We start from the raw sequence: 25744 nt of genomic DNA, 5'->3' as shown, positions 1-25744 counted from the left end.
GGGCGGCAGGGGCTTGCATTTCCGCCCCGTCGGGGCCAATCAGCCAGCCATGCTGACCGTCGCCGCGCTCTACCACTTCACCCGCTTCCCCGACCCCGACGCGCTGCGCGCGCCGCTTCTGGCGCTGTGCCAGTCGCAGGGCGTCAAGGGCTCGCTTTTGCTGGCGGGCGAGGGCATCAACGGCACCATCGCGGGCAACCGGGGCGGCATAGACGCGGTGCTGGCGCATCTGCGCGCCCTGCCGGGCTGCGCCGGCCTCATGTGGAAGGAAAGCCCCGCCGCCACCATGCCCTTCGGCCGCATGAAGGTCCGCCTGAAGCGCGAGATCGTGACGATGGGCCAGCCCGATGTCGATCCGCGCGCCCGCGTCGGCCACTACGTCGCCCCCGCCGACTGGAACGCGCTGATTTCCGCCCCCGACGTGGCGGTGATCGACACCCGCAACGACTACGAGGTAGCCATCGGCACGTTTCAGGGCGCCGTCGACCCCGGCACCCGCGCCTTCCGCGACTTTCCCGCCTGGTGGCAGGCCAACAAGGACCGCTTCCACAACAAGCGCATCGCGATGTTCTGCACCGGCGGCATCCGCTGCGAGAAATCGACCAACTGGCTGCTGGGGCAGGGGGTGGAAGACGTGTTCCACCTGCAGGGCGGCATCCTGAAATACCTCGAAGACGTGCCTGCCGGGGAAAGCCTGTGGCAGGGCGAATGCTTCGTGTTCGACGCCCGCGTCTCGGTCGGCCACGGGCTGCAACCGGGCGAGAACGCCCTTTGCCACGCCTGCCGCCGCCCCGTCACCCCCGAGGACCGCGCCAGCCCCGATTACGAGGAAGGCGTCTCCTGCCCGCGCTGCCTCAGCGAACACGGCGACGCCGACCGCGCCCGCTTCCGCGAGCGCCAGCACCAGATCGCCCTGGCCCGATCGCGCGGCACCCGCCACTTCGCCGACTGACCCGCCACGATTTTTCTACGAAAAATCCCTCTCCGCCCACCGAACCACCCGGCTGTCCGAAGCCCGGCGCGGCCCCTCGGGCGCATTGCCCCCGGCCTGCCGTCGGCACCGCCGCGTCGCGTGCAGTTGACAGGTCCCGCCACCGGGCCGCATGGTTTGCCGCATCCACCCACGCCCCTTGCCCTTCTTCTGTTCTCAAATATCCCCGCCGGAGGCTCCGCCCCTTCCGCCACGCCCAGCGCCAAGGCCCCATCCATGTCCCATCCGCCCCGCTACCCCGACCTTGCCGACGCATCGGTGTTCATCACCGGCGGCGGGTCCGGCATCGGCGCCGCGCTGACCGAGGCGTTCCTGCGTCAGGGCGCGCGCGTCGCCTTCGTGCAGCGCTCCGACGCCACCGCGTTCTGCGACGAGATGGCCGCCAGCACCGGCAACCGCCCGCTGTTCATCCCCTGCGACATCACCGACACGCCCGCCCTGCAAGCCGCTATTGCAGGGGCCGCAGCCGCGCATGGCCCGGTCACCGTGCTGGTCAACAACGCCGCCAACGACCAGCGCCACGCCACCCTCGACGTGACGCCCGACTATTGGGACAGATCGATGGCGATCAACCTCAGGGCCTGTTTCTTCGCGGCGCAGGCGGTGATTCCCGGGATGCAGGCGGCGGGCGGCGGGTCGATCATCAACTTCTCCTCGATCAGCTACATGATGGGCAACGCGGGCTACCCGGCCTACACCACCGCCAACTCCGGCATCAACGGCCTGACCCGCAGCCTTGCCCGCGAGTTCGGCCCCGACCGCGTCCGGGTCAACACCCTGACCCCCGGCTGGGTGATGACGCAAAAGCAGAAGGATCTCTGGGTCACCCCCGAGGCGCTCCGGGCCCACCTCGCCCGCCAGTGCCTGACCGACACGCTGGTGCCCGATGACATCACCGGCGGCGTGCTTTTCCTCGCCTCTGCCGCCTCCAGGATGATGACCGGCCAGGCTCTGGTGATCGACGGCGGCGTGGTGGTGACCGGATGACCGCCGCTTCCCCCGACTGGATCGCGATCGACTGGGGCACGACCCGCCTTCGCGCCTTCGCCCTGACGTGCGATGGCGTCACATTGGCCGAGGCGTCCTCCGACGATGGCATGTCCCGCCTTTCCCCGGCCGAGTTCGAACCCGCCCTGCTGCGCCTGGTCGGCCCCTGGCTGACCCGCCCGACGCCCGTCCTCGCGTGCGGCATGGTCGGCAGCCGCCAGGGCTGGGTCGAGGCCCCCTACCGCCCGGTGCCCTGCGCCCCGCTCGACCCCGCCCGCCTGATCCCGGTGCCGACCAAAGACCCGCGCCTGCACCTGCGCCTTGTTCCCGGCCTTTCCCAGCAACGCCCGGCCGACGTGATGCGCGGCGAGGAAACCCAGATCGCGGGCGCCCTTGCCCTGCATCCGGCGTTCGACGGGGTGATCTGCCTGCCCGGCACCCATTGCAAATGGGCGCAGATCAGCGCGGGCGAGGTTGTGGGCTTCCAGACCTTCATGACGGGCGAGCTGTTCGCGCTGCTGTCGCAGGGTTCCGTGCTGCGCCACGCCATGCCAGGCGACGGCTGGGACGCGGGCGCCTTCGCCGCCGCCCTGTCCGACGCGCAGTCGCATCCCGCCAGCATTGCCGCCCGCCTGTTCGCCCTGCGCGCCGAAAGCCTGCTGTCGGGCCTTTCGCCCGCCGCTGCCCGGGCCCGCCTGTCGGGCCTGCTGATCGGGATCGAGCTTGCCGCCGCCCGCCCGTGGTGGCTGGGCCAGCAGGTGATCCTGGTCGGGGCCGAGCCGCTTTGCACCACCTACGCCACCGCCCTGACCCTGCAAGGCACCCCCAGCCGCACCTGGCCCGCCGCCGCCTGCGTCATCGCGGGCCTTGCCACCGCACTGGAGCGCCGATGACCCGCCCGCTGATCGCCATCCTGCGCGGCCTGACCCCTCCCGAGGCCGTGCCGGTCGCTGAAGCCCTGATTGCGGCGGGCATCACCACCATCGAGGTGCCGCTCAACTCGCCCGACCCCTTCGCCTCGATCGCGGCAATGGTGCGCGCCTTCGGCAGCCAAGCCACCATCGGCGCGGGCACCGTGCTGACCCCCGATCAGGTCGCCCGGCTGGCGGATGTCGGCGGCACGCTGGTGGTGTCGCCCAACTGCGACCCGGCGGTAATCGCCGCCACCAGGGCGCACGGCCTGCAAAGCTGGCCGGGCGTCATGACGCCCACCGAATGCTTCGCCGCCCTGCACGCCGGTGCCGACGGGCTGAAGCTGTTTCCCGCCAGCCTGATCGGCCCGGATGGGCTGAAGGCCATCCGCGCCGTTCTCCCCCCCGCCACGCCGGTCTATGCCGTGGGCGGCGCCGGCCCCGCCAACTTCGCGCAATGGGTCGCCGCCGGGGCCAGCGGCTTCGGCGTCGGCGCCGCGCTCTATTCCCCCGGCATGGGCGTGGCCGAGATCGCCGCCCGCGCCGCCACCCTGGTGCAAGCCTGTGACGAGGTCCTCACATGACCCCGGTTTTCGATTCCCGCCAATGCACCCTGGGCGAGGGCCCGCTCTGGCACCCGACCCGCCGCCAGCTTTTCTGGTTCGACATCACCGGCAACCGACTGCTGTCGCGCGACGCCACCGGCCCGCGCGCATGGGCCTTTGCCGAAAACGTCTCGGCGGCGGGCTGGATCGACCACGACCACCTGCTGATCGCCTCGGAAACCGCACTGTTCCGCTTCAACGTCGAAACCGGCGCACGGCAGGATCTCTGCCCGCTGGAGGCGGACCGGCCCGGCACCCGGCCCAACGACGGCCGCGCCGATCTGCAGGGCGGTTTCTGGATCGGCACGATGGGCAAGAAGGCCGAAGAAGGGCAGGGCGCGATCTACCGCTTCTACAAGGGCGAACTGCGCCGCCTGTTTGCCTCGATCACCATCTCGAACGCCATCTGCTTCACGCCCGACGGTCGGCACGCGCATTTCTGCGATACCGAACTGCGGCAGGTGATGCGCGTGGCGCTCGATCCCGACGGCTGGCCGCAGGGCGACCCGCAGGTGTTTCTCGACCTTGCCGCCGAACGGCTGAACCCCGATGGCGCGGTGGTCGATGCCGCGGGCACCCTGTGGCTGGCGCTGTGGGGGGCAGGGCGGGTCGCGGCCTATGCCCCCGACGGCCGCCTGCTGCGCAGCGTGCCCTTTGCGGCACCCCACACCTCCTGCCCCGCGTTCGGTGGCGCGGATCTTGCCACGCTCTACTGCACCACCGCCCGGCAGGGCATGTCGCCCGAGGCGCTGGAGCGTTACCCGCTGGCGGGCCAGACCTTCGCCGCCCCCGGCATCGGTCGCGGCCAGCCCGAACCGCACGTCATCCTGTGACCCGGCTCACGCAACCGTCACCGCGCCGCTGACCGCCAGAAACGCAAAGCCGTTCGCCCCCAGCGCCAGCGTGCCGCCATCCAGCACCGCCGCCTGCGCCAGCCCCGTCAGCCCCGCCACCCCGGCCACCTGCACCACGGCAGGCTCGGGCGACAGGTTGAACACACAAAGCACCGCCGCGTCCGCCGCCTCCCGCACGAAGGCCAGCAGCGGCTCGGGCAGGTCGAAGAACCGGCTCTGCCCGTCCTGCAAGGCACTGCCCCGCCGGAAGGCCAGCATCGCGCGACAGGTTTCCAGCACCGACCCGGCGACCCCGATCTGCCCCGCCACGTTGCGCGCCAGTTGCGGCGGCTTCACCGGCAGCCACGGCACCCCTTCGGTAAAGCCGCCCTGCGGCGTGGCATCCCAGACCATCGGCGTCCGGCAACCGTCGCGGCCCTTGTAGTCGGGCCAGAAGGTGAAGCCCGGCGGGTCGGTGAGTTCGTGATATGCGATGTCGGTCTCGGTCTGCCCCAGTTCCTCGCCCTGATAGAGGCACACCGACCCCTGCAGGCTCAGCAGCAACGCCGCCGCCTGCCGCGCCAGATCGTCCTGCGTGCCGAACGCCGTCCAGCGCGTCACATGCCGGATCACGTCGTGGTTGGAAAAGGCCCAGCACGGGCAGCCATCGGGGGCGGCCTTGAAAAACCCCTCCACCCTGCTGCGGAAATGCGCGGCGGTGAAATCGTTGCCCAGCAGGTCGAACGAATAGGCCATGTGCAGCCGCCCCGCGGCGGTATATTCGGCCATCACCCGCAAGGCGCGGGCAGGCCCCTCGCCGACCTCGCCCACCATCGCGCGGTCGTCGTATTCATCCAGCAGCGCCCGCATCCGCTCCAGAAACGCCAGATTCTCGGGCTGCGTCTTGGAATGAATATGGTCCTGCATGTCATAGGGGTTCACGGCAGGCAGGTTTTCCGCCCGCGGCTCCGGCCCGTTCGACCGCAGCCTCGCATCATGGAAATAGAAGTTCACCGTATCCAGCCGGAACCCGTCCACCCCCCGGTCCAGCCAGAAGCGCATGACGCCCAGCAGCCAGTCCTGCACCTCCGGGTTGTGAAAGTTGAAATCCGGCTGGCTGGCCAGAAAGTTGTGCAGGTAATACTGCCGCCGCCGCGCGTCCCACTCCCATGCCGACCCGCCGAACACCGACACCCAGTTGTTCGGCGGCGTGCCGTCCGGGCGCGGGTCGGCCCAGACATACCAGTCGGCCTTGGGGTTCACCCGGTCAGCCCGGCTTTCCCGAAAGAACGGATGCTCCGCCGACGAATGGCTCAGCACCTGGTCGATGATCACCCGCAGCCCCAGCGCATGGGCCTGCACCAGCAGCGCGTCGAAATCCTCCAGCGTGCCGAACAGCGGGTCGATGTCGGTATAGTCCGACACGTCGTACCCCATGTCGGCCATCGGTGACCGGAACACCGGCGACAGCCAGACCGCATCGACCCCCAGCCCCGCGACATGCTCCAGCCGCGCCGTGATCCCGCGCAGATCGCCGATCCCGTCGCCGTCGCTGTCCTGGAATGACCGCGGATACACCTGATAGGTCACCGACCCCCGCCACCATTCCCGCATCCCGCACCCCATCCGTTGTTGCAGCGCAGCATGGTCGAGTGCCGCGCCCGACACAACCCGGCCCCTTCTTCTGTTCTCAAATATCCTCGCCGGAGGCTCCGCCCCTTCCGCCCTCCCGCCATCAAAATCCGGTATCCTGCACATCACAAAATCCCCATTGACCCGGCACCGCGCCCGCCACACCGTGCAACCGCGAACCGGAGCCTGCCATGACCAAAGCCCCCGTCTTCACCCCCGTCCTCGTGGCGGGCTGCGTCATCCTGATGCTGTCCTTTGCCGTGCGTGCCAGCTTCGGCGTGTTCCAGATCCCGATTGCCGAGGAGTTCAACTGGGCCCGGTCCGAGTTCAGCATGGCCATCGCCATCCAGAACCTCGCCTGGGGCATCGGCCAACCGATCTTCGGCGCTTTGGCCGAACGTTTCGGCGACCGCCGCGCCATCATCGCCGGGGCCTTCACCTATGCGGCGGGCCTCGTGCTTTCCAGCTATGCCATCACACCGGGCCAGCACCAGTTGCTGGAAATCCTCGTCGGCTTCGGCATCGCGGGCACCGGCTTCGGGGTGATCCTCGCCGTGGTCGGCCGCGCCGCCAGCGCCGACAACCGCAGCCTGGCACTGGGCATCGCCACCGCCGCAGGCTCCGCGGGGCAGGTGTTCGGCGCCCCGGTGGCCGAGGCGCTGCTGCAAATCTTCCCCTGGCAGACCGTGTTCCTGATCTTCGCCGCCGTCGTGCTGTCCACCCTGTTCGCGCTGCCCTTCCTGCGCACTCCCACCCTCGCCACACGGGCCGAGCTTGAGGAATCGCTCGGCACCGTCCTGATCCGCGCCTTCCGCGACCCGTCCTTCATCCTGATCTTCGTCGGCTTCTTTTCCTGCGGCTATCAGCTTGCCTTCATCACCGCCCACTTCCCCGCCTTCGTGACCGAGATGTGCGGCGCCATCGACCCCACCGGCCCGCTGGCCGCGATGGGCATCAAGACCACCTCGGCGCTGGGCGCGGTGTCGATCGCGGTGATCGGCCTTGCCAACATCGCGGGCACCGTCACGGCTGGCTGGCTGGGGCGCAAGTATTCCAAGAAGTACCTGCTGACCGGCATCTACATCGCCCGCACGCTGGTCTCGGCCGCCTTCATCCTGACGCCGATGACCCCCGCGACCGTGCTCCTGTTCTCGCTGTTCATGGGGGCGCTGTGGCTGGCGACCGTGCCCCTGACCTCGGGCCTCGTCGCGCATATCTACGGGCTGCGCTACATGGGCACCCTTTACGGCTTCGTCTTCCTCAGCCACCAGATCGGCAGCTTCATGGGCGTCTGGCTCGGCGGCAGGATGTATGACCTGACCGGCGACTACACGATGGTGTGGTGGATCGGCGTCGGCGTCGGCGCCTTCTCGGCGGTGGTCCACCTTCCGATCCGCGAGCGCCCGCTCGCTTTGCAAACCGCCTGAAAACCGGGCAATCCCCCTTGCCCCCGCCGCTCCGCCGCGCCAATGTCCGCCCGCGAACGGGGGGACCATCATGAAAGCCGGAATTGCCAGCCTCGTGCTGGCCTATGTGCTCAGCCAGTTCTACCGCGCCTTCCTCGCGGTGCTGACCCCGCTGCTGAAGACCGAGCTTGGCGCCACCGCCGAGGATCTGGCGATGGCCTCGGGCGTGTGGTTCCTGACCTTCGCCGCCATGCAGCTTCCGGTCGGCTGGGCGCTCGACCGGGTCGGCCCACGGCTGACGGCGGCGGTGCTGTTCGGGCTTGGCGGGGCCGGGGGCGCGCTGGTGTTCGGGCTGGCGCAGGGGCCGGGGGCGATCACGCTTGCCATGGCGCTGATCGGCATCGGCTGCTCGCCGGTGCTGATGGCCAGCTACTACATCTTCGCGCGGCAGTATTCGCCGGTGGTTTTCGGAACGCTGGCGGGCGCCACGCTGGGCATCGGCTCGCTTGGCAACATCGCGGGCTCGATGCCGCTGGCATGGGCGGTGCAGACCTTCGGCTGGCGCGAGACGCTGCTGGCGCTGGCGCTCTTGTCGGGGGTGCTGGCGCTGGGCATCGCGGCGCTGGTGCGCGACCCCGTGCGGGTGACGGGCGGCCCCAAGGGGTCGCTGCTCGACCTGCTGCGGATGCCGCTGATCTGGCCGATCCTCGCGATGATGTCGGTGAACTACATGCCCGCCGCCGCGCTGCGCGGGCTGTGGGTCGGCCCCTACTACACCGACGTGTTCGGCGCCGGCGCGGCCGGCATCGGGCAGGTGACGCTGGTGATGGGCCTTGCGATGGTGGCGGGCAACTTCGCCTACGGCCCGCTCGACCGGGTGCTGGGCACGCGCAAATGGCTGGTGTTCGGCGGCAACATGGCGGCGGCGGCCTGCCTTGCCGCCCTCTGGGCCCTGCCCGCGGCGGGAGGCTGGCTGACGGTCGCGCTGCTGGCGGGCGTCGGCTTCTTCGGCGCCACCTTCCCGATGATCATGGCCCACGGCCGCGCCTTCTTCCCGCCGCATCTGGTGGGGCGCGGCGTCACGCTTCTGAACCTGTTCGGCATCGGCACCATCGGCGTGGCACAGATCGGCATGGGCCGCCTGCACGCCGCCATCAGCCCCGTGCCGCCCGAGGCGCCCTATGCCGCGCTTTTCGGCCTGCTGGCGCTCCTGCTGCTGGCCGGGTCGCTGACCTACCTCTGGTCGAAAGACCGCACCGACTGACCGCCTTCCCCGCCGCCCCGTTCTGCGCTAGTCACGGGCAGACCGGAGGTTCCGATGCCCACCCCCATTTCCCAGATCGAGGTCATCGCACCGAACCTCAAGCGCCGCCTGTCCGGCGTCACGGCCACCATCGCCCGCCTCGTGCCGGTGCAGGCCCGCGCGATCGGCATCGTCGCCACCGGCCCGGGCCTGCCCGCCGCCCTGCCGCATCTGCCGCTGTGGCGCATGGCATTCCTGCCGCGCGACCGCTGGCGGGTCTGGCACGCACGGCGCAACACCGAAATGCTGCTGGGCCTTTTCCTGCGCCACTTCCTGCGCCGCCGCCTGCGGCTGCTGTTCACCTCCGCCTCGCAACGGCACCACACTGGATACACCCGCTGGCTGATCGCGCAAATGGATGCGCTGGTTGCCACCTCGCGCCGGACGGCGGGCTATCTCGACCGCCCGGCAACGGTGATCCTGCACGGCATCGACACCGCCACCTTCCGCCCGGCCGATGACCCCGCCGCCCTGCGCCGCACCCTCGGCCTGCCGGAAGACGCGCTGCTGATCGGCTGCTACGGCCGCATCCGCGACCAGAAGGGCACCGGCGATTTCGTCACCGCGATGCTGTCGCTGCTGCCCGCCACCCCGCAGGCCGTGGCGCTGGTGATGGGCCGCGCCACTCCGGCGCATCAGGCAATGGCCGAGGCGCTGCAAGCCAGAGTGGCCGCCGCCGGCCTTCAAGACCGCATCCGCTTCGTGCCCGAAGTCCCGGTGGATGCCATGCCCGACTGGTATCGCGTGCTCGACCTCTACATCGCACCCCAGCGCTGGGAAGGTTTCGGCCTCACCCCGCTGGAGGCGATGGCCTGTGGCGTCCCCGTGCTGGCGACCCGCGTCGGCGCGTTTCCGGAACTGGTGCTGCCCGGCATCACCGGCGATCTGGTCACCCCCGGCGACCCCGCCGCCCTCGCCGCCGCCACCGCCCGCCTGCTGTCCGACCCCGGCTTGGGCTCCACCCTGCGCGCCGCCGCCCGCGCCCACGTCTGCGCAGGCTTCCGCATCGAGGATGAAGCCGCCGCCCTGATCACCCTCTACCGCCGCCTGCTGGACACCCCCGCATGACCACCCCTCCCCCATCCACGGGCCGCAACCGACCCTCTTCCCCTTCTTCTGTTCTCAAATATCCCCGCCGGAGGCTCCTCCGCCATCCCCGGGTGCAACGCCTTCAGCCAGGGGACACCCCCGCATGACCCACCCCTGCGCCTGTTCCCGAATATCCCCGCCGGAGGCCCCCGCCCCCGCCCCGCGCCAGTCAACCCCCGCCCCCCTTCTTCTGTTCTCAAATATCCCCGCCGGAGGCTCCGCCGCCACCGCAAGCGCCACCCCCCGCCGCACATGACCCGCCTCGGCTTCCTCCTCGCCCGCACCCTGCGCCGCGAAGCCTCGCTTCAGGCGCTGTCGCAACCGCAAGCCGCCCTGCTCGCCAGCCTTGCGGGAAAATCCGTCGCCATCGTCGGCAACGCCCGCAGCCTGTCGGACCGGCGCGAGGGGGCCGCCATCGACGCCGCCGACCTCGTGATCCGCATCAACCGCGCCCCGATGCCCGCGCCGCAAAGCCACGGCCGCCGCACCGACATCCTGGCCCTTGCCACGTCGATCCCCGCCGCCGACCTCGCCCGGCTCGCCCCCGCCCGCATCCTGTGGATGTCGCACAAGCGCAAGCGCCTGCCCTTCGCCGTCGCCACCTCCCCCGGCTTCCACCTGCACCCGCTGCCCGACTTCCACCGCCTCCGCGCCACCCTCGGCGCCCCCCCACCACCGGCCTGATGCTGATCGACCTCCTGGCCCGCTCCTCCGCCGCCGCCATCGCGCTCCACGGCTTCGACTTCTTCGCCAGCCAGTCGCTCTCGGGCCGCCGCCGCGCCGACCAGACCCCGCACGATTTCGCGGCCGAGCGTGCCTTCACCGAAGGCCTGCTCGCCACCGACCCCCGCTTCACCCTGCACCGATAGCCCTTTCCCCCCGCCCCCCGTTGCGCTAAGGAACCGCGTCATTCCGACGTGAAGGAGGGTCCGATGGGCTACAAAGTCGTCGTCGCCGGCGCCACGGGCAACGTGGGCCGCGAAATGCTGAACATCCTCGCCGAGCGCGAGTTCCCGGTGGACGAGATTGCCGCGCTGGCAAGCCGCAAGTCGCTGGGCACCGAGATCAGCTTTGGCGACAAGACCGTCAAGACCCGCGACCTCGACACCTTCGACTTCACCGGCTGGGACATCGCGCTGTTCGCCGTGGGGTCAGAAGCGACGAAGATCTACGCCCCCCGCGCCGCCGCCGCCGGCTGCGTGGTGATCGACAACTCGTCGCTCTACCGCTACGACCCGGCGATCCCGCTGATCGTGCCGGAAGTGAACGCCGACGCGATCCACGACTACAAGAACAAGATGATCATCGCCAACCCCAACTGCTCCACCGCGCAGATGGTCGTGGCGCTGAAGCCGCTGCACGACCGTGCCCGCATCAAGCGCGTGGTGGTCTCCACCTACCAGTCGGTTTCGGGCGCCGGCAAGGAAGGCATCGACGAGCTGTGGAACCAGACCAAGGGCATCTACGTCCCCGGTCAGGAAGTCGCGCCGAAAAAGTTCACCAAGCAGATCGCCTTCAACGTGATCCCGCACATCGACGTGTTCCTTGACGACGGCTCGACCAAGGAAGAATGGAAGATGGTCGCGGAAACCAAGAAGATCCTCGACAAGAACATCAAGGTCACCGCGACCTGCGTCCGTGTCCCGGTCTTCGTCGGCCATTCGGAATCGATCAACATCGAGTTCGAGGATTTCCTTGACGAACACGAGGCCCGCGACATCCTGCGCGAATCCCCCGGCGTCATGGTGATCGACAAGCGCGAAAACGGCGGCTACATCACCCCGGTCGAATGCGTGGGCGACTATGCCACCTACATTTCGCGCATCCGTCAGGACAGCACGATCGACAACGGCCTGAACCTGTGGTGCGTGTCCGACAACCTGCGCAAGGGCGCCGCCCTGAACGCCGTGCAGATCGCCGAAGTGCTGGGCAACCGCTGCCTCAAGAAGGGTTGAGCCGCGCGGCCGCCGGGGTCAGCCCCGGCGGCGGCCACAGGTCAAGCGCCCCCTGTGCCCCCCGGCCCTCCTCGCGCGCCGCGCTCCGGAACGTGTCGTCGCGCCGGGCGGTCAGGCTTCTGAAAGTGACTTGCACATGGAGTCCCCACTACCTAAGCTAGTGCTTCTCCCGGGAGGTACGAGATGTTGAGCGATCGCCTTCCATTGTTCGTCGCAGAAAACTACGAATGCCACGAATGGCGCCACGCCAGTGCTATCCTGTCTCAAGACTACCCTTCTGAATGGCAGGACTTACTGGACCTGCTTTCTGCCTTCCGTCTGAAGAAGTCCTGGGTCACGATTGGGGGCGGAAACAAATCCAAGCTTTCTGGATTCATTGATGCGTTTCTCTTGGAACGCGGCTGGGTAGAGAAACAGTTTCAAACAGCTTTCGAGGTCGATGGTGCCAGACTCGATTCCCCGACCCATAAAATTGACTGTTTCAAGAACTGCGTGGCACTCGAGATCGAATGGAACAACAAGGATCCTTTTTTCGACAGAGATCTTAACAACTTCCGCCTGCTGTTCGATTTGCGGGCCGTAAGTGTCGGTATCATCATAACGCGTGCTGACGAACTTCAAGACATTTTTAACCAGCTTGGGCGAGGATCATCCTATGGAAACTCCACGACCCATATGTCCAAGTTGCTGCCAAGAATCGAAGGTGGCGGTGGCGCAGGCTGCCCGATACTGGTTTTCGGAATCAAGAAGTCCCTATTCGTGGAGGATCTGTAATGATCACTGCAGCTGATGATCTTCTGGAGAGAGCGGGTAAGACAAAATACCGCACCGTTCTGGCTGACCCGCCGTGGCAGTTTCAGAACAGAACGGGAAAAATGGCTCCCGAACACAAAAGATTGTCACGATACCCGACTATGAATCTCCGCGAGATCTGCGATCTTCCGGTTGAGGCCATTGTAGCAGATACGGCGCACTTGTACCTGTGGGTGCCGAACGCGCTGCTGCCGGATGGCCTGAAGGTTATGGAAAATTGGGGTTTCAGCTATAAAAGCAATATTATCTGGTACAAGATACGAAAAGATGGCGGCCCAGACCGTCGTGGTGTGGGCTTTTACTTCCGAAATGTCACTGAGGTATTGTTGTTCGGGGTAAGGGGGAAAAATGCCCGAACCATGCAACTCGGCAGAACCCAAGAGAATATCATTTCGTCGCAAAAGCGCGAGCATAGCCGAAAACCGGACGAGCAATACCAGCTCATCGAAGGTTGCAGTAACGGACCGAGACTGGAAATGTTCGCGCGGGGTCCGCGTGTCGGTTGGACTGTATGGGGAAATCAGTCGGACGAATACACGCCGACATGGGAAACCTACGCAAACCACTCCCAATCAAATGTACTTCCGCTAGTCGTTCCCTTCGCAGCAAAGGCAAAACTGGGCTGATGCGGATCCGACCGCATCACGCCGCCTCTGCGCTGTCGTTCCAGTGCCAGGTGTCGTCGAAAGCCTCGATCTGCGCCGCGCTTTCGCTGCCCGATGGCCCCTTGAACAGCACGTTGTAGCTGGCGTTGGAATTGAACGGCGGGTCAAGGTAGATCAGGTCGACCGAGGCATCGCGGATGCTGTCGCGCAGCACCGCCAGATTGTCGCCGTAATACAGGTGATTGGTCATTCACGCCCGCCCCGCTGCCCGCGCTCCACGAGCCCACGCCATGGTTGCGCAATGGTTAACCGGCGCCTTGCGTGCAGGCAAACGCAAAACCCCGCCCCGCGGGGCGGCGCAAACTCTTGCAATTGGGTTAACGGAGGCAGAAAAATCGTGCAAAACCAATGTCATGCACGGATTTTCACGCGTGAAACTCACACCCCGACAAAGCCCTGCGCCGGGTCATACTGTTCCAGCCCGCCCTCGCCGGTATCGGTCCACAAGCCGTGCAGGGTCAGCTTTTCCTCGGTGACCGCGTCGCGCACGAAGGGGAAGGTCATCAGGTTTTCCAGGCTGACCACCACCGCCTCCTTCTCCAGCGCCCGGGGCCGGGTTTCGGGCGGAAGATGCGCCACCCGGTCGTATCCCGGCCGCAGGATGTCCATCCAGCGCCCGACAAAGCTCGACCGCAGCTCCAGCTCCGGCGCCTGCCCGCAGCACATGTCGTGGCAGCCCTTGACCCCGCCGCAGTTGGAATGCCCCAGCACCACGATATGCGCCACCCCCAGCGCCGTGACCGCGTATTCGACCGCCGCCGAGGTGCCGTGATACTCGCCGTCCGGGTTGAACGGCGGCACCAGGTTGGCGACGTTGCGGTGGATGAAGAACTCGCCCTCGTCCGCCCCGAAGATCGAGGTGACGTGAACCCGGCTGTCGCAGCAGGAGATGACCATCGCGCGCGGATGCTGCCCGCTGCTGGCCAGGCGGCGATACCAGGCCTTGTTGTCCTGATAGGTCGTGGCCCGCCAGCCAAGATAGCGGTGCACCAGATATGCGGGCAGGGGTTTGGCCTGGTCCATCGACAGTCTCCGTTCGGGTCGCCGCCCTTCCTAAGCGCGGGATCGGGAAAATTCGAGAGGTTTCTTCCAGCGCGGGCAACCTTTTGTTCAACATGGCGGCGCAGGGTCGGCTTCGGGTGAGACGTGGAAGGTGTGGTGAAATGACAGGCACGGTAACGGTCCTTCGACCGAAAGACAGGGTGCGCCAGGATGCGGAACCGATCGCCGCGATGTATCGCGGGATGGGCACCTCGGCGGCCGAACAGGTGGTGACGCGGGCGCTGGCCGAGCTGGCGCTGACGATGGCGGGGCTGGCGCAGCAGGTGCGCGCGCATGACCTGACCGATCTGGCACGCCAGTTGCGCCGGTTGCAGCGGATGTCGGAACATCTGGGGATGGTCAGTCTCGGGCTGGTGGCGGGCGATGTGCGGCTTTGCCTGGAAAGCAGCGATGCCACGGCGTTCGCGGCGGTCTGGGCGCGGCTGTTGCGGGTGGCGGAACGCTCGCTCGCGTCGGACAAGGATCTGCTCGACCAGTCGCTTTAGCGTGGCGGGCAGGTTCGCATCGGCCCTTGCGGGCGGCGGTGGAAAGGCTAGGCTTCGCGGCAACGCAGCCTTGCCCGGAACCTGTCATGCCCCCTGAATTCGCCGATCCCGCCGAAGCCTCGCGCCCGCTGCATGTCGTTGCCGCAGAAGGGCTGGGCGACTGGCTGGCGGGGCAGCCGCAGGCGGTGGCAGGCTGGCTGACCGGTTCGGGGTTCGAGGCGGGCCTGGGCGAGGTGCGGCTGCTGCCGACACCCGAGGGCGGCGTGGCGGGGGCCGTGGTGGGGCGCGGCGCCGCCAAGGCGCGGTCGCGTGGGCGGTTCGGGCTGGCGCGGGCCGTGGCGCTGCTGCCTGCGGGCGACTGGCATCTGGAGCATGACCTTGCGCCCGAGGACCGGGACGAAGCCGCGCTGGGCTGGCTGCTGGCGCAGTATCGGTTCGACCGCTACCGCGCGGCCAAGACCGTTCTGCCACGGCTGAAGGCGCCTGAAGGCTGCGATGCGGCGCGGCTGCTGGCCATCGCGGCGGGGGAATGGCTGACGCGCGATCTGATCAACACGCCCGCCTCCGACATGGGCCCCGCCGAGCTGGAGGCCGCGTTCCTGGCGCTTGCCGACCGGCATGGCGCGCAAGCGACCGTGGTGCGCGGCGACGACCTTCTGGCGCAGAACCTTCCGATGATCCATGCGGTTGGCCGCGCGTCAGACCGCGCGCCGCGCCTTCTCGACATGCGCTGGGGTCGCGCGGGGCCGCGCCTCACGCTGGTCGGCAAGGGCGTGTGCTTCGACACCGGCGGGCTGAACATCAAGCCGACATCGGGAATGCACCTGATGAAGAAGGACATGGGCGGGGCAGCCACCGTGCTGGGGCTGGCGCAGATGATCATGACGCTGGGGCTGCCGGTGCGGCTGCGCGTGCTGGTGCCAGCGGTCGAGAATGCCATTTCGGGGCGCGCGATGCGGCCGCGCGATATCCTGACCTCGCGCAAGGGCCTGACGGTCGAGGTCAACGACACCGATGCCGAGGGGCGGCTGGTGCTGGGCGACGCGCTGGCCTTTGCCGACGAGGAAGGCCCCGACCTGCTGATTTCCATGGCGACGCTGACCGGCTCGGCCCGGGTGGCGGTCGGGCCGGATCTGGCGCCGTTCTACACCGATGACGAGGGCGTGGCGCAGGCGTTGCAGGCGGCAGCGACGGCGGTGCGTGATCCGGTCTGGCGGCTGCCGTTCTGGACGCCGTATGAACCGATGATCGAACCCGGCATCGCCGATCTCGACAACGCGCCCTCGGGCGGCTTTGCCGGGTCGATCACGGCGGCACTGTTCCTGCGCCGCTTCGTCACCTGCCCGCGCTATCTGCATTTCGACATCTATGGCCATACGCCCGTAGAGGCTCCGGCCCGGCCCAAGGGCGGCGTGGGGCAGGGGGCGCGGGCTGTCCTGCAGGCGCTGCCGCAGATGCTGGGGTTGTGAGCATGGATCGCCGCCTGACCCCCGCCAATGCCCGCGCCGCGCTGGAAAGCCTGCGCGGGCAAGTCGATGCCCCCCGCTTCACGACAGGCGAGGCTGCCAGCGTGATCCGCCCGCTGGTCGATCTGCGGGTGGAGCCGGGCGGGCCGCGCGACCGGCAGCTGCTGCTGGGCGACGGGTTTCTGGTGATCGACCGGCACGAAGGCCATGCCTTCGGCCAGTCGGTCAAGGACGGCCATTGCGGCTATCTGCCCGAGGCGGCGCTGGGTCCCGCCACGACGCCCACCCATTGGCTCGCCGCGCCCGCCAGCCACCTTTACCCCGCGCCGGACATCCGGGCGCCGCAGTTCGGCGCCCTGACGCTTGGCGCGCGGCTGACGGTTCTGGCGGAAGGCCCGCGGTTCAGCCAGACCACGGCGGGCTATGTGCCGACCCGGCACCTGCGCCCGCTGGGCCAGTGGCACGCCGACCCGGTTGCCATCGCGCAGGTCTTCCTCGGCACGCCGTATCTCTGGGGCGGCAACAGCCGGGCGGGGCTGGATTGTTCCGGTCTGGTGCAGGCGTCCCTGCTGGCCTGCGGCACGCCCTGCCCGTCGGACAGCGATCTGCAACAGGCGCTTGGCGCGCCGCTGGCCGACAAGGCGGTGCTGAAGCGCGGCGACCTGCTGTTCTGGAAGGGCCATGTCGCGATGGCGATGAATGCCGATTTCATGATTCACGCCACGAGCGCCTTCATGGCCGTGGTGGTCGAGAATACCAAGGCCGCCATTGCCCGCATCGCCGCCGGGGGCGACGGCCCGGTGATCGCACGCCGCCGCCCCTGAGGTCAGTCCACCGGGCCGATCAGCTTGCGTTCCAGCACCCGCAGCACCACGGCAAGATCATGCCCGCGGCGCAGCACCTGGCCATCCATGCCCAGCACCACATAGATCCCCTGCCGGACGCGCAGCTTCGGGTGCTTCTCGATCCGGTAGAGCGGGTTTTCGGCCGACCGGCGGAACACCGAGAACACCGCATATTCGCGCAGGCAAGAAATGCCGTAGTCGCGCCATTCGCCGCAAGCCACCATGCGGCCGTAGAGCGACAGGATCAGACCCAGCTCGCGCCGGTCGAAGCTGACCTGCTCGTGCAGCGTGGCGGAAAGAGGGAACGGGGTCGGCGCGATCATCGGACAAGCTTACCGCCGGAATCCGGCAAAGCAAGCCTGCATCCCCTGCCGCATTCCTGCCGCGAAAACACCCCGCAACCGCCGCAGCAGCGCCCAGGCCCCGCCCGGATCGCCGGCGAAAAGAAAGGGGTAGCGAGTAACGAACGTCCGGCGGCACGATCTTTCGCCCCCACCCAGTTCGGGTCGCCGGACGCACTTGCTGCGCACCAAAAGGCCCCTGCCGCCGAGGGAAACCCCGGCGGGCAGGGGTTCTTGCGTGCGCTCAGCCCGGCAGGAAACCGGGCGCCAGCCGCAACATGCCGGTTTCCAGCCCGTTCCAGTTGCGCTGCACCGCATTCAGCCGCTTGCGGGTGGCGGGGTGGTCGGCGTCCAGCACTCCAAGGCGCACCAGCAGCCCGGCAATCGCCGCTTCGGCGGCGCGCGTGGCGCCATCGGTGATCTTCAGCGCGATTCCAAGCCGCTGTTCGGGCAGGATGGCGACGAAAACCGCCTCGGCCCCGGTCTTGATCGCGACGCGGCCGCCCATGGCGCGCATCAGCTCGGTGCAGGCCCGGCCTTCGCCCGCCACCAGGTCGGGGTGGGCGGCCATCGCGCGGGTCAGGCGGTGGGCGGCGCGGGCGCGGGCGTCGCCATCGTCCGGGGCGGCGGCAAAGAACGCCATGGCACGGGCCAGACCATGCAGCGAGGTGGCGAAGTTCGGCGCGGAACAGCCGTCGATGCCGTGGCCGGGGCTTTGCTCGCGCGTTACCTCCTCGAAGGCGGCCTTCACGGCGCGCTGCACCGGATGGTCAAGCCGCACGTATTCCGGCCCCGCACCCAGATGCCGCGCCAGCGTCAGGAAGCCCGCGTGTTTGCCCGAGCAGTTGTTGTGGATCTGGCAGGGCGCCTCGAACGCGCGGATCAGGCGGTCGCGTTCGTCGCGGTCATAGGGTTCGTGCGATCCGCAGCGCAGGTCGGCGTCGGTCATCCCCAGATCGGCCAGCCAGCGTGTCACCATGCCCGTGTGCAGCGCGGCACCCTGATGGCTGGCGCAGGCCAGCGCCACCTGCGCATCCGACAGCCCGGCCCCCGCGCCGCTTTCCAGCAGCGGCAGCGCCTGCAGCATCTTGCACGATGAGCGCGGGAAGATCACCGCCTCGGGGTCGCCCCAGGATTCGACGATATGCCCTGCCGCGTCGCAGATCACCGCGTGGCCGGAATGGCTGCTTTCCAGCATCCCGCCGCGCCATGCTTCGACCATCGGAATCGCCTGTGCCATGCTGTCCCCTCTCACACATGCGCGATTTTATGCCCATGGGGCTTTCAAGGCATGCCGGTTTTGCGTTATGGAGGGGATATCGAGTTGAATTGCCCTGCGCTACAGGAAAAGGTCGCGCTGCAAGCGACAGTGGTCGGGCAGAGGCAGAAGGCAGCTGGAGGCTGTGAAAATATGACATCCATTCTGGCGCGCGCCCTTGGCGGCGCAATCATCGCACTGGCAGCAACCGGGGCTATCGCGCAGGAATCGACCAATCGCGTCGCCACCAAGACCGACTGGAGCGTGTTCACCGAACCGAAGGGCGCGGCCAAGGCAACCGAGTGCTGGGGCGTATCGAGCCCCAAGGAAACCGTGAACACCCGTGACGGCAAGACCGTCTCGGTGCGCCGCGGCGACATCCTGCTGTTCGTGACCTTCCGCCCCGGTGCCGGGGCCAAGGGCGAGATCTCGTTCTCGGGCGGCTACCCGTTCGCGCCGGGGTCCACCGTTTCGGTGGCGATCGACAACACGACCTACGAGCTGTTCACCGAAGGCGAATGGGCATGGCCCGCGAGCACCGGCGACGACGCGGCGCTGCTCGCCTCGATGAAGAAGGGCACGACGGCGGTGCTGTCGGCCCGGTCGGGCAAGGGCACCCAGACCAAGGACACGTTCAGCCTGCGCGGCTTCACCGCCGCGATGGACGAGGCCGAGAAACGCTGCAAGTAAGTCGGCATGACTGCCTGACCATCGGGCGGGAACGGGGCGGCCTGCGGGCCGCCTTTTGCCTGTCTGCACCCGGGGCCGTGCGCAGGGGTCGCGGCAAACCGCTTTGACATTCGGCCCCGGCGCGGGTGACAGTGCGGGTCGGCCCCTTCGGCCCGAGGTCTGGCGCTTGCCCTTCCGTTTCATCCATACCGCCGACATCCATCTGGATTCGCCGCTGAAATCGCTGGCGCTGCGCGACACCGCGCTGTCGGAGGCGGTGGGCACCGCCACCCGTGCCGCCTTCGTGCGGATCATCGACCTCTGTCTGGCCGAGGCGGTTGATGCGCTGCTGATCGCGGGCGACCTTTACGACGGGGCGCAGACTTCGATGAAGACCGCGCGGTTCCTGCTGGCGCAGCTGGCGCGGCTGGAGGCGGCGGGGGTTGCGACCTGGCTTATCCGCGGCAACCACGACGCCATGTCCAGGATCACGGCCGAGCTGGTGTTTCCGCCGTCGGTCACGGTGTTCGGTGCGCGGGCCGAGGTGCGGATGGTGGAAACCGGCGGCCGCCCGGTGGCGATTCACGGCATCAGCTTTGCCCGCCCGCAGGCGCCCGACAGCCTGCTGGGCAAGTTCAGGCCGCCGGTGCCGGGGGCGGTGAACATCGGGATGATGCACACCAGCCTGGGCGGCGCGGCAGGGCATGACGTTTACGCCCCCTGCGCGCTGGCCGACCTGCAAGCCTCGGGCTTCGACTACTGGGCGCTGGGGCATGTGCATGTGCGGGCCGAATATCCCGGGCGCTGCACGGTGGTGATGCCGGGAATGCCGCAGGGCCGCGACATCGGCGAGGCGGGGGCGAAATCGGTCACGCTGGTGACGGTGACCGACGATGGCCGCGTGCTGACCGAGACTCGCGACACGGCGGCGGTGCGGTTCGAGCGGGTGCCGGTGGCGGTGGACGGGCTGGAAGGCTGGCCCGATCTGGTCGCGGCGCTGGGTCAGGCGGTCCGCGCCGCGCGGCGCGATCACGCGGCAGACCAGCTGGTGTTGCGCCCGATGCTGACCGGGCGGACGCCGCTGGCCTGGCGGCTGCTGCGCGACGGCGACCTGATGGGCAACGAGGCGGTGGCGGTGGCCGAAAGCCTCGGCTCGGTCTGGATCGACAAGCTGGAAAACCTGACCGAGGCGGGCGAAAGGGCGGTGGTGGGCGATGCGCTGGCCGATCTGGCGGCGCTGATCGATCCGCGCGACGCCGGGCTGGTGCAGGCCGGGGCCGAGGTCACCGACGAGCTGCTGCGCGCCCTCCCGCGCGAGTTGCGCGCCCTGCCCGCCGATCTGCTGCGGGCGCTGCCGCCCGGTCTGGCGGCCGTGCCGGGCGATGACCCGGACCGCATCGCGGCCGCGCGCGCCGACCTGATGCAGGCCGGGGCGGCCGAGGTGCTGGCCGCATTGCACGGGGGGCGGGATGCGGATCAACCGGCTTGACCTGACGCGCTACGGCAAGTTCACCGACCGGGTGGTGGATTTCGGCGCCACCCCCGGCACGCCCGACCTGCACATCGTCTACGGCCCGAACGAGGCCGGGAAATCGACGCTGTTCTGTGCCTGGCTCGACCTGCTCTATGGCATCCCCGACCGCAGCCCCTACAAGTTCCTGCACGATTACCCGACGATGCGGATCGGGGCGGCGCTCGATCTGGGCGGGCAGGTGCAGGAACTGGTGCGGCTGAAGCGCAAGCAGGGGGCGTTGCAGGATGCCTCTGGCGCGGTGCTGCCCGAGGCGGTGGTGCAGGCGGCGCTGGGCGGGATCGACCGGGGCGGCTACCAGGCGATGTTCTCGCTGGATGACGAGACGCTGGAGGCGGGCGGCGAAAGCATTCTGGCCAGCCAGGGCGATCTGGGGCAGTTGCTGTTTGCCGCCAGTGCCGGGCTGTCGGGGCTGGGCGCCGCGCTCGACCGGGCGCGCCAGCAGGCCGAAGTCTTTCACCGGCCGCGCGCCAGCAAGACCGCGCTCGCCGCACTCAAGGCCAGGCTTGTGGCGCTGGAGGATCAGCGCAAGGGGCTGGATACTCAGGCGACAGACCATGCGAGGCTGGCGCAGGCGCTGGCACAGGCCGAGGCCGACTGGCAGGCGGCGCAGTCGGCACAGGCGGCGGCGCAGGTGCAGCTTGATGCGGTGCGCCGCGTGCTTGCGGTGCTGCCCGGCCTTGCCCGCCTGCGCGGCCTGCAGGCGGATCTGGCACCGCTGGCCGACATGCCCGAGCCGCCACCCGGCTGGGCCGAGGCCCTGCCCGGTCTGGCGCAGGATCAGGCGGCGACGCAGGCGCTGCTGGAACAGGCGGCGTTTGACGTGGCGGGGCTGGAGGCGCTGCGGGCCGGGCTGGTGCCCGACGAGGGACTGCTGGCGCTGCTGCCGCAGATCGAGGCTGCCGAGGCGCTGCTGCCCGGCCACCTTGAGGCCGAGCGCGACCTGCCGAAGCGGCGCGACGAGGCCGCGGCGGCGGGGCAGGCGGTGGCGGGTCTGCTGCACCGGCTGGGCCAGCCAGGGCGCGATCCGGGCGCGCTGGTGCTGCCTGCGGCGACGGTGGGGGCGCTGCGCGGGCTGATCGGCGCGCGGTCGGGCGTCGAGGCGCGGCTGGGGGCGGCGGTGGCGGAAGCGGCGGCGGCGCGGGACCGGCTGGCCGAGGCAGAGGCGGCGCTGGTGGGTGCGGGCGATGCGGTGGCGTCCGGCGCGCTGACGCTGCTGGTGGCGGGGCTGCGGGCGCGCGATCCGGCACAGGCGCTGCGGCAGGCGGCGCGGCAGGTGGCGCTGGCCGAGGCGGCGCTGGCCCCGAGGCTGGCGGCGCTGCGGCCCTGGGCGGGTGCCGCCGCCGACCTGCCCGCGATGGAGCGACCGGCCACGGACCGCCTGACCCGCTGGGCGCAGCAGGCCGAGGCGGCAGAGCGGGCGCTGGCCGAAGCCGGGGCGATGCTGGCGCGGCTGCGCGCCGAGGCGGCGCGGCTGGAGGCGGGGGTGCAGGCTTTGACGGCGACCGACGCCGACCTGCCCGACCCCGCTGCCGCAAGGGCCCTGCGCGAACGGCTTTGGGCGGCGCACCGGCAGGCGCTGACCGACGCCTCGGCCGATGCCTTCGAGACCGCGCTGCGCCGTGATGACCTGATCACCGGAAAGCAGGCCGCCGCCGGGGCCGAGGCCAGCCGCGCCGCGCAGGCGCGCGAGGCGCTGGCCGTGCTGCGCGCCGAGATCGCGACGGCCGAGGCGGCGCAGGACCGGGCGCTGGCCGCCCGCGCCGAGGTTGCCACCCAGTTGGCCGAAGCCTTGGCGCGCCTGGCGCCCGACCTGCCCGCCGACATGACTCCGGCGGCCTTGCGCGACTGGCTGGCCCTTCGCGATCAGGCGCTGGACGCCCTGACCGCCCTCGGCCGCGCCGCGGCAGAGCATGACGCGGCCCTTGCCGATCTTTCCCGCGACGCACTGGCGCTGGCTGCGGCGCTGGGCGTGGCCCCGGCCCCGTTCGACCTGCTGTTCGCGCAGGCGCAGGCACTGGCCGACGCCGGGGCCCGCCATGCCGCCGGGCAGGAGGCCGCAGCCCTTGCCCGGCGCGACCTAGCCCGGCGCCAGCAGGCAATGGCCGATGCCGAAACCGCCGACCGCGACTGGGCCGATGCCTGGGTCGCAGCCTGCGCCGACACCTGGCTGGCAGAGGCCGCCCCCGGCGTGGCTGCGGCGGCCGAAACGCTGACGGTGCTCGACGCGCTCGACCGCGCGGTGGCGATGCGCGACAGCCTGGCCGACCGCGTGGCCAAGATGGCGGCAAACCGCGATGCGTTCGGGCGGGCGGTGCTGGCCCTTGCGGCGGCGCTGGCGCTTCCGGGGGGCGAGCCCGCGGCGCTGTGGGCGCAGATTGTGGCGCGGCGCGCCGCGGCACTGGATACCGCAAAGGCGCTGGCCCGGTCCGGGGCGGACCTGCAGGCCGCCCTTGCCCGGCAGGCCGATCTGTCTGCCCGCAGCGCCGCGCTGGTCACGCGGATCGACGAGATGGCGGGGTTCTTCGGCGTCGGCGGCGCCGCACCGCTGCACGAGGCGCTGGCCGCGTGCCGCCGCCGCGACGATCTGCGCGGCCAGTGCGGCGCACTGGAACAGGACATCCGCGCCGCCCTGCGGACCGACGATCTGGCGGCGGCGCTGGCCGATCTGGCGGGTGCCGACCCCGCCGCGCTTGAGCTTGACCAGGCCCGGCTGGCCTCAGAGACCGCCGCCTGCGCCACCGCCGCGCAGCACGCCTTTGCCGCGCGGGCCGAGGTGCGGCGCCAGCTTGACGCCATCGGCGGCGACGATGCCGTGGCCCGGCTGGACGAGGGGCGCCAGACCGTGATCCTGTCGATCGCGGACGAGGCCGAGCGCCACCTGCGCCAGCGCCTTGGCATCCTTGCCGTGGACCACGCGCTGCGCGCCTACCGCGACAGCCATCGCTCGGCCATGCTGCGCCGCGCGTCGGATGCCTTCCGCACCATCAGCCGGGGCGCCTACACCGGCCTTGCCACCCAGCCCGAGGACAACCGTGACGTGCTGGTGGCCGTGGCCGGGGGCGGTGGCTCGAAACTGGCGCGCGAACTGTCAAAGGGCACGCGATTCCAGCTTTATCTGGCGCTGCGGGTGGCGGGGTATCACGAATTTGCCCGCGCCCGCCCGCCGGTGCCCTTCATCGCCGACGACATCATGGAAACCTTCGACGACGACCGCTCTGCCGAAGCCTTTGCCCTGCTGGCGGGCATGGCAGAGGTGGGGCAGGTGATCTACCTGACGCACCACCGCCACCTGTGCGACCTTGCGACCCGCGTTTGCCCCGGCGCACAGGTGCACAGGCTCGGCTGACAGGCCGCGAATCGCCCGATTCCGTCGAAGCGCACAATTTTCCGTCATTTTCCGGATAGCCGCGAAAATTTTCGGCATTTTTCCGGACAGCCGGATGGCCGCCGCACCCTGACCCTCTGCCTGCTTGCCGCAATGTGGCGGCACGGTTCTGCTGCAGGGGCGAGGGTCACGACCCCGCACCGGTTGCAACCACGCACGCTGCCAGAAAAACCCGGATGCCAACGCGGACAGGCGGCTTCAGGAGAGGGAAAACATGAACGCATTCAGGGGATACATGACCGGCGCGGCCCTGGGGCTGACGCTTGCCACCGCGGCCCAGGCGCAGGACGAGACGATCAAGGTCGGCGTGCTGCATTCGCTGTCGGGCACGATGGCAATCTCGGAAACCACGCTGAAGGACACCATGCTGATGCTGATCGCCGAGCAGAACGCCAAGGGCGGCGTGCTGGGCAAGCAGCTTGAGGCGGTGGTGGTCGACCCGGCCTCAGACTGGCCGCTGTTCGCGGAAAAGGCGCGCGAGCTGATGACGGTGTCGAATGTGGACGTGATGTTCGGCTGCTGGACGAGCGTCAGCCGCAAGTCGGTGCTGCCGGTGATCGAGGAACTGAACGGCCTGCTGTTCTACCCGGTGCAGTACGAGGGCGAGGAAAGCTCGAAGAACGTGTTCTACACCGGGGCCGCACCAAACCAGCAGGCGATTCCGGCGACCGACTATTTCCTTGACGAGCTTGGCGTGCAGAAGTTCGCGCTGCTGGGCACCGACTATGTCTATCCGCGCACCACGAACAACATCCTTGAAGCCTACCTCGTGTCCAAGGGCATCGCCAAGGAAGACATCTTCGTGAACTACACGCCGTTCGGCCATTCCGACTGGTCGAAGATCGTGGCTGACGTGGTGGCGCTGGGTGCCGACGGCAAGAAGGTCGGTGTGATCTCCACCATCAACGGCGATGCCAACATCGGCTTCTACAAGGAACTGGCCGCCGCGGGCATCTCGGCAGATGACATCCCGGTTGTCGCCTTCTCGGTGGGCGAAGAGGAACTGTCGGGGCTGGATACCTCGAACCTCGTCGGCCACCTTGCGGCGTGGAACTACTTCCAGTCGGCCGATACCCCGATCAACGCCGAATTCATCAAGAAGTGGAAAGCCTTCGCCGGTGAAAAGCGCGTGACCAACGACCCGATGGAAGCCCATGTGATCGGCTTCAACATGTGGGTGCAGGCGGTCGAGAAGGCCGGGACCACCGATGTCGACGCCGTGCGCAGCGCGATGTATGGCCTTGAAGTGCCGAACCTGACCGGTGGCACCGCCAAGATGCTGCCCAACCACCACCTGACCAAGCCGGTGCTGATCGGCGAGATTCAGGCCGATGGACAGTTCGACATCATCAGCCAGACCGAACCCGTTCCGGGCGACGCCTGGACCGATTTCCTGCCGGAATCGAAGGTGCTGGAGTCGGACTGGGCGACGCTGGATTGCGGCATGTACAACACCGAGACCAAGACCTGCGTCCAGATCAAGTCCAACTACTGATCTGACCGGAAGGG

Annotated in this window: 23 protein-coding genes and 1 pseudogene; 19 read left to right on the top strand and 5 right to left on the bottom strand. The window is 69.0% G+C overall.

Annotated elements, in window-relative coordinates; translation table 11 throughout:
- The first annotated feature begins 49 nt into the window (after positions 1–49).
- From RNZ50_21010 to RNZ50_20990, 5 genes are all read left to right on the top strand, one after another.
- Positions 50–952, top strand: coding sequence for a rhodanese-related sulfurtransferase (locus RNZ50_21010; protein ID MDT8857474.1), 903 nt, complete (start codon positions 50–52; stop codon positions 950–952).
- A 255-nt stretch (positions 953–1207) separates the two neighbouring features.
- Positions 1208–1978 carry an SDR family oxidoreductase gene (locus RNZ50_21005; GenBank protein MDT8857473.1) on the top strand — a complete coding sequence of 257 codons (771 nt, stop codon included), beginning with the start codon at positions 1208–1210 and terminating at the stop codon, positions 1976–1978.
- Entirely contained in the window at positions 1975–2871 is an 897-nt protein-coding gene (locus RNZ50_21000; GenBank protein MDT8857472.1) for a 2-dehydro-3-deoxygalactonokinase, read from the top strand. Before RNZ50_21005 ends, RNZ50_21000 begins: the two co-directional genes overlap by 4 nt.
- Positions 2868–3473 carry a 2-dehydro-3-deoxy-6-phosphogalactonate aldolase gene (locus RNZ50_20995; protein MDT8857471.1) on the top strand — a complete coding sequence of 202 codons (606 nt, stop codon included), beginning with the start codon at positions 2868–2870 and terminating at the stop codon, positions 3471–3473. Before RNZ50_21000 ends, RNZ50_20995 begins: the two co-directional genes overlap by 4 nt.
- Positions 3470–4327 carry an SMP-30/gluconolactonase/LRE family protein gene (locus tag RNZ50_20990; GenBank protein ID MDT8857470.1) on the top strand — a complete coding sequence of 286 codons (858 nt, stop codon included), beginning with the start codon at positions 3470–3472 and terminating at the stop codon, positions 4325–4327. The genes RNZ50_20995 and RNZ50_20990 overlap by 4 nt, the downstream gene beginning before the upstream one ends.
- A 6-nt stretch (positions 4328–4333) precedes the next feature.
- Here RNZ50_20990 and RNZ50_20985 read toward each other — a convergent pair whose 3' ends face one another.
- On the bottom strand, positions 4334–5941 hold the full coding sequence (locus RNZ50_20985; GenBank protein ID MDT8857469.1) for an alpha glucosidase: 1608 nt from the start codon (positions 5939–5941) through the stop codon (positions 4334–4336).
- Positions 5942–6150: 209 nt separating this feature from the next.
- Here RNZ50_20985 and RNZ50_20980 point away from each other — a divergent pair, with 209 nt between their 5' ends.
- The 7 genes and pseudogenes from RNZ50_20980 to RNZ50_20950 all read left to right on the top strand — a co-directional run bounded on the left by RNZ50_20980 (position 6151) and on the right by RNZ50_20950 (position 13151).
- Positions 6151–7386, top strand: coding sequence for an MFS transporter (locus RNZ50_20980; GenBank protein ID MDT8857468.1), 1236 nt, complete (start codon positions 6151–6153; stop codon positions 7384–7386).
- A gap of 70 nt (positions 7387–7456) precedes the next feature.
- The gene (locus RNZ50_20975) at positions 7457–8629 is read left to right on the top strand and encodes an MFS transporter (GenBank protein MDT8857467.1); all 1173 of its coding nucleotides are present in this window, start codon (positions 7457–7459) and stop codon (positions 8627–8629) included.
- Between the two features lie 54 nt (positions 8630–8683).
- Positions 8684–9736 (top strand): glycosyltransferase family 4 protein, encoded by a 1053-nt coding sequence (locus RNZ50_20970; protein MDT8857466.1) that lies wholly within the window; start codon positions 8684–8686, stop codon positions 9734–9736.
- 273 nt (positions 9737–10009) lie between these two features.
- Positions 10010–10626, top strand: a pseudogene (locus tag RNZ50_20965) (glycosyltransferase family 29 protein).
- 63 nt (positions 10627–10689) lie between these two features.
- Positions 10690–11712, top strand: a complete 1023-nt coding sequence (locus tag RNZ50_20960) for an aspartate-semialdehyde dehydrogenase (GenBank protein ID MDT8857465.1) — start codon at positions 10690–10692, stop codon at positions 11710–11712.
- 183 nt (positions 11713–11895) lie between these two features.
- Positions 11896–12486 carry a BglII/BstYI family type II restriction endonuclease gene (locus RNZ50_20955; protein MDT8857464.1) on the top strand — a complete coding sequence of 197 codons (591 nt, stop codon included), beginning with the start codon at positions 11896–11898 and terminating at the stop codon, positions 12484–12486.
- On the top strand, positions 12486–13151 hold the full coding sequence (locus RNZ50_20950) for an MT-A70 family methyltransferase (GenBank protein ID MDT8857463.1): 666 nt from the start codon (positions 12486–12488) through the stop codon (positions 13149–13151). Before RNZ50_20955 ends, RNZ50_20950 begins: the two co-directional genes overlap by 1 nt.
- 16 nt (positions 13152–13167) lie before the next feature.
- On the opposite strand, the gene RNZ50_20945 is transcribed toward RNZ50_20950, so the two are convergent.
- Together RNZ50_20945 and RNZ50_20940 are read right to left on the bottom strand one after the other, a co-directional pair.
- Entirely contained in the window at positions 13168–13380 is a 213-nt protein-coding gene (locus tag RNZ50_20945) for a modification methylase (GenBank protein ID MDT8857462.1), read from the bottom strand.
- Positions 13381–13568: 188 nt separating this feature from the next.
- Positions 13569–14213: a carbonic anhydrase gene (locus RNZ50_20940; GenBank protein ID MDT8857461.1), complete on the bottom strand. Its 645-nt coding sequence runs from the start codon at positions 14211–14213 to the stop codon at positions 13569–13571.
- A 140-nt stretch (positions 14214–14353) separates the two neighbouring features.
- Between RNZ50_20940 and RNZ50_20935 the strand changes: the two genes are divergently transcribed.
- The 3 genes from RNZ50_20935 to RNZ50_20925 all read left to right on the top strand — a co-directional run bounded on the left by RNZ50_20935 (position 14354) and on the right by RNZ50_20925 (position 17027).
- Positions 14354–14737, top strand: coding sequence for a hypothetical protein (locus RNZ50_20935; protein ID MDT8857460.1), 384 nt, complete (start codon positions 14354–14356; stop codon positions 14735–14737).
- An 86-nt stretch (positions 14738–14823) separates the two neighbouring features.
- Positions 14824–16206: a leucyl aminopeptidase family protein gene (locus RNZ50_20930; protein MDT8857459.1), complete on the top strand. Its 1383-nt coding sequence runs from the start codon at positions 14824–14826 to the stop codon at positions 16204–16206.
- Between the two features lie 2 nt (positions 16207–16208).
- Positions 16209–17027 (top strand): NlpC/P60 family protein, encoded by an 819-nt coding sequence (locus RNZ50_20925; protein MDT8857458.1) that lies wholly within the window; start codon positions 16209–16211, stop codon positions 17025–17027.
- A gap of 2 nt (positions 17028–17029) precedes the next feature.
- On the opposite strand, the gene RNZ50_20920 is transcribed toward RNZ50_20925, so the two are convergent.
- Both RNZ50_20920 and RNZ50_20915 read right to left on the bottom strand, forming a co-directional pair.
- The gene (locus tag RNZ50_20920) at positions 17030–17371 is read right to left on the bottom strand and encodes a DUF2794 domain-containing protein (GenBank protein ID MDT8857457.1); all 342 of its coding nucleotides are present in this window, start codon (positions 17369–17371) and stop codon (positions 17030–17032) included.
- Positions 17372–17633: 262 nt separating this feature from the next.
- Positions 17634–18629: an asparaginase gene (locus tag RNZ50_20915; protein MDT8857456.1), complete on the bottom strand. Its 996-nt coding sequence runs from the start codon at positions 18627–18629 to the stop codon at positions 17634–17636.
- Between the two features lie 171 nt (positions 18630–18800).
- Between RNZ50_20915 and RNZ50_20910 the strand changes: the two genes are divergently transcribed.
- From RNZ50_20910 to urtA, 4 genes are all read left to right on the top strand, one after another.
- Entirely contained in the window at positions 18801–19337 is a 537-nt protein-coding gene (locus RNZ50_20910) for an invasion associated locus B family protein (protein MDT8857455.1), read from the top strand.
- A 166-nt stretch (positions 19338–19503) separates the two neighbouring features.
- Complete coding sequence (locus RNZ50_20905; protein MDT8857454.1) at positions 19504–20805, top strand: DNA repair exonuclease; 1302 nt, start codon at positions 19504–19506, stop codon at positions 20803–20805.
- Positions 20786–24196: an AAA family ATPase gene (locus RNZ50_20900; protein ID MDT8857453.1), complete on the top strand. Its 3411-nt coding sequence runs from the start codon at positions 20786–20788 to the stop codon at positions 24194–24196. Before RNZ50_20905 ends, RNZ50_20900 begins: the two co-directional genes overlap by 20 nt.
- 253 nt (positions 24197–24449) lie before the next feature.
- Positions 24450–25730, top strand: coding sequence for an urea ABC transporter substrate-binding protein (gene urtA, locus RNZ50_20895; GenBank protein MDT8857452.1), 1281 nt, complete (start codon positions 24450–24452; stop codon positions 25728–25730).
- Positions 25731–25744 lie beyond the last annotated feature (14 nt).

This window comes from Paracoccaceae bacterium Fryx2, assembly GCA_032334235.1.
GTDB lineage: Bacteria > Pseudomonadota > Alphaproteobacteria > Rhodobacterales > Rhodobacteraceae > JAVSGI01.
Note: the sequence above shows the minus strand (reverse complement) of the source record. Positions and strands in the feature narration are given on the sequence as shown.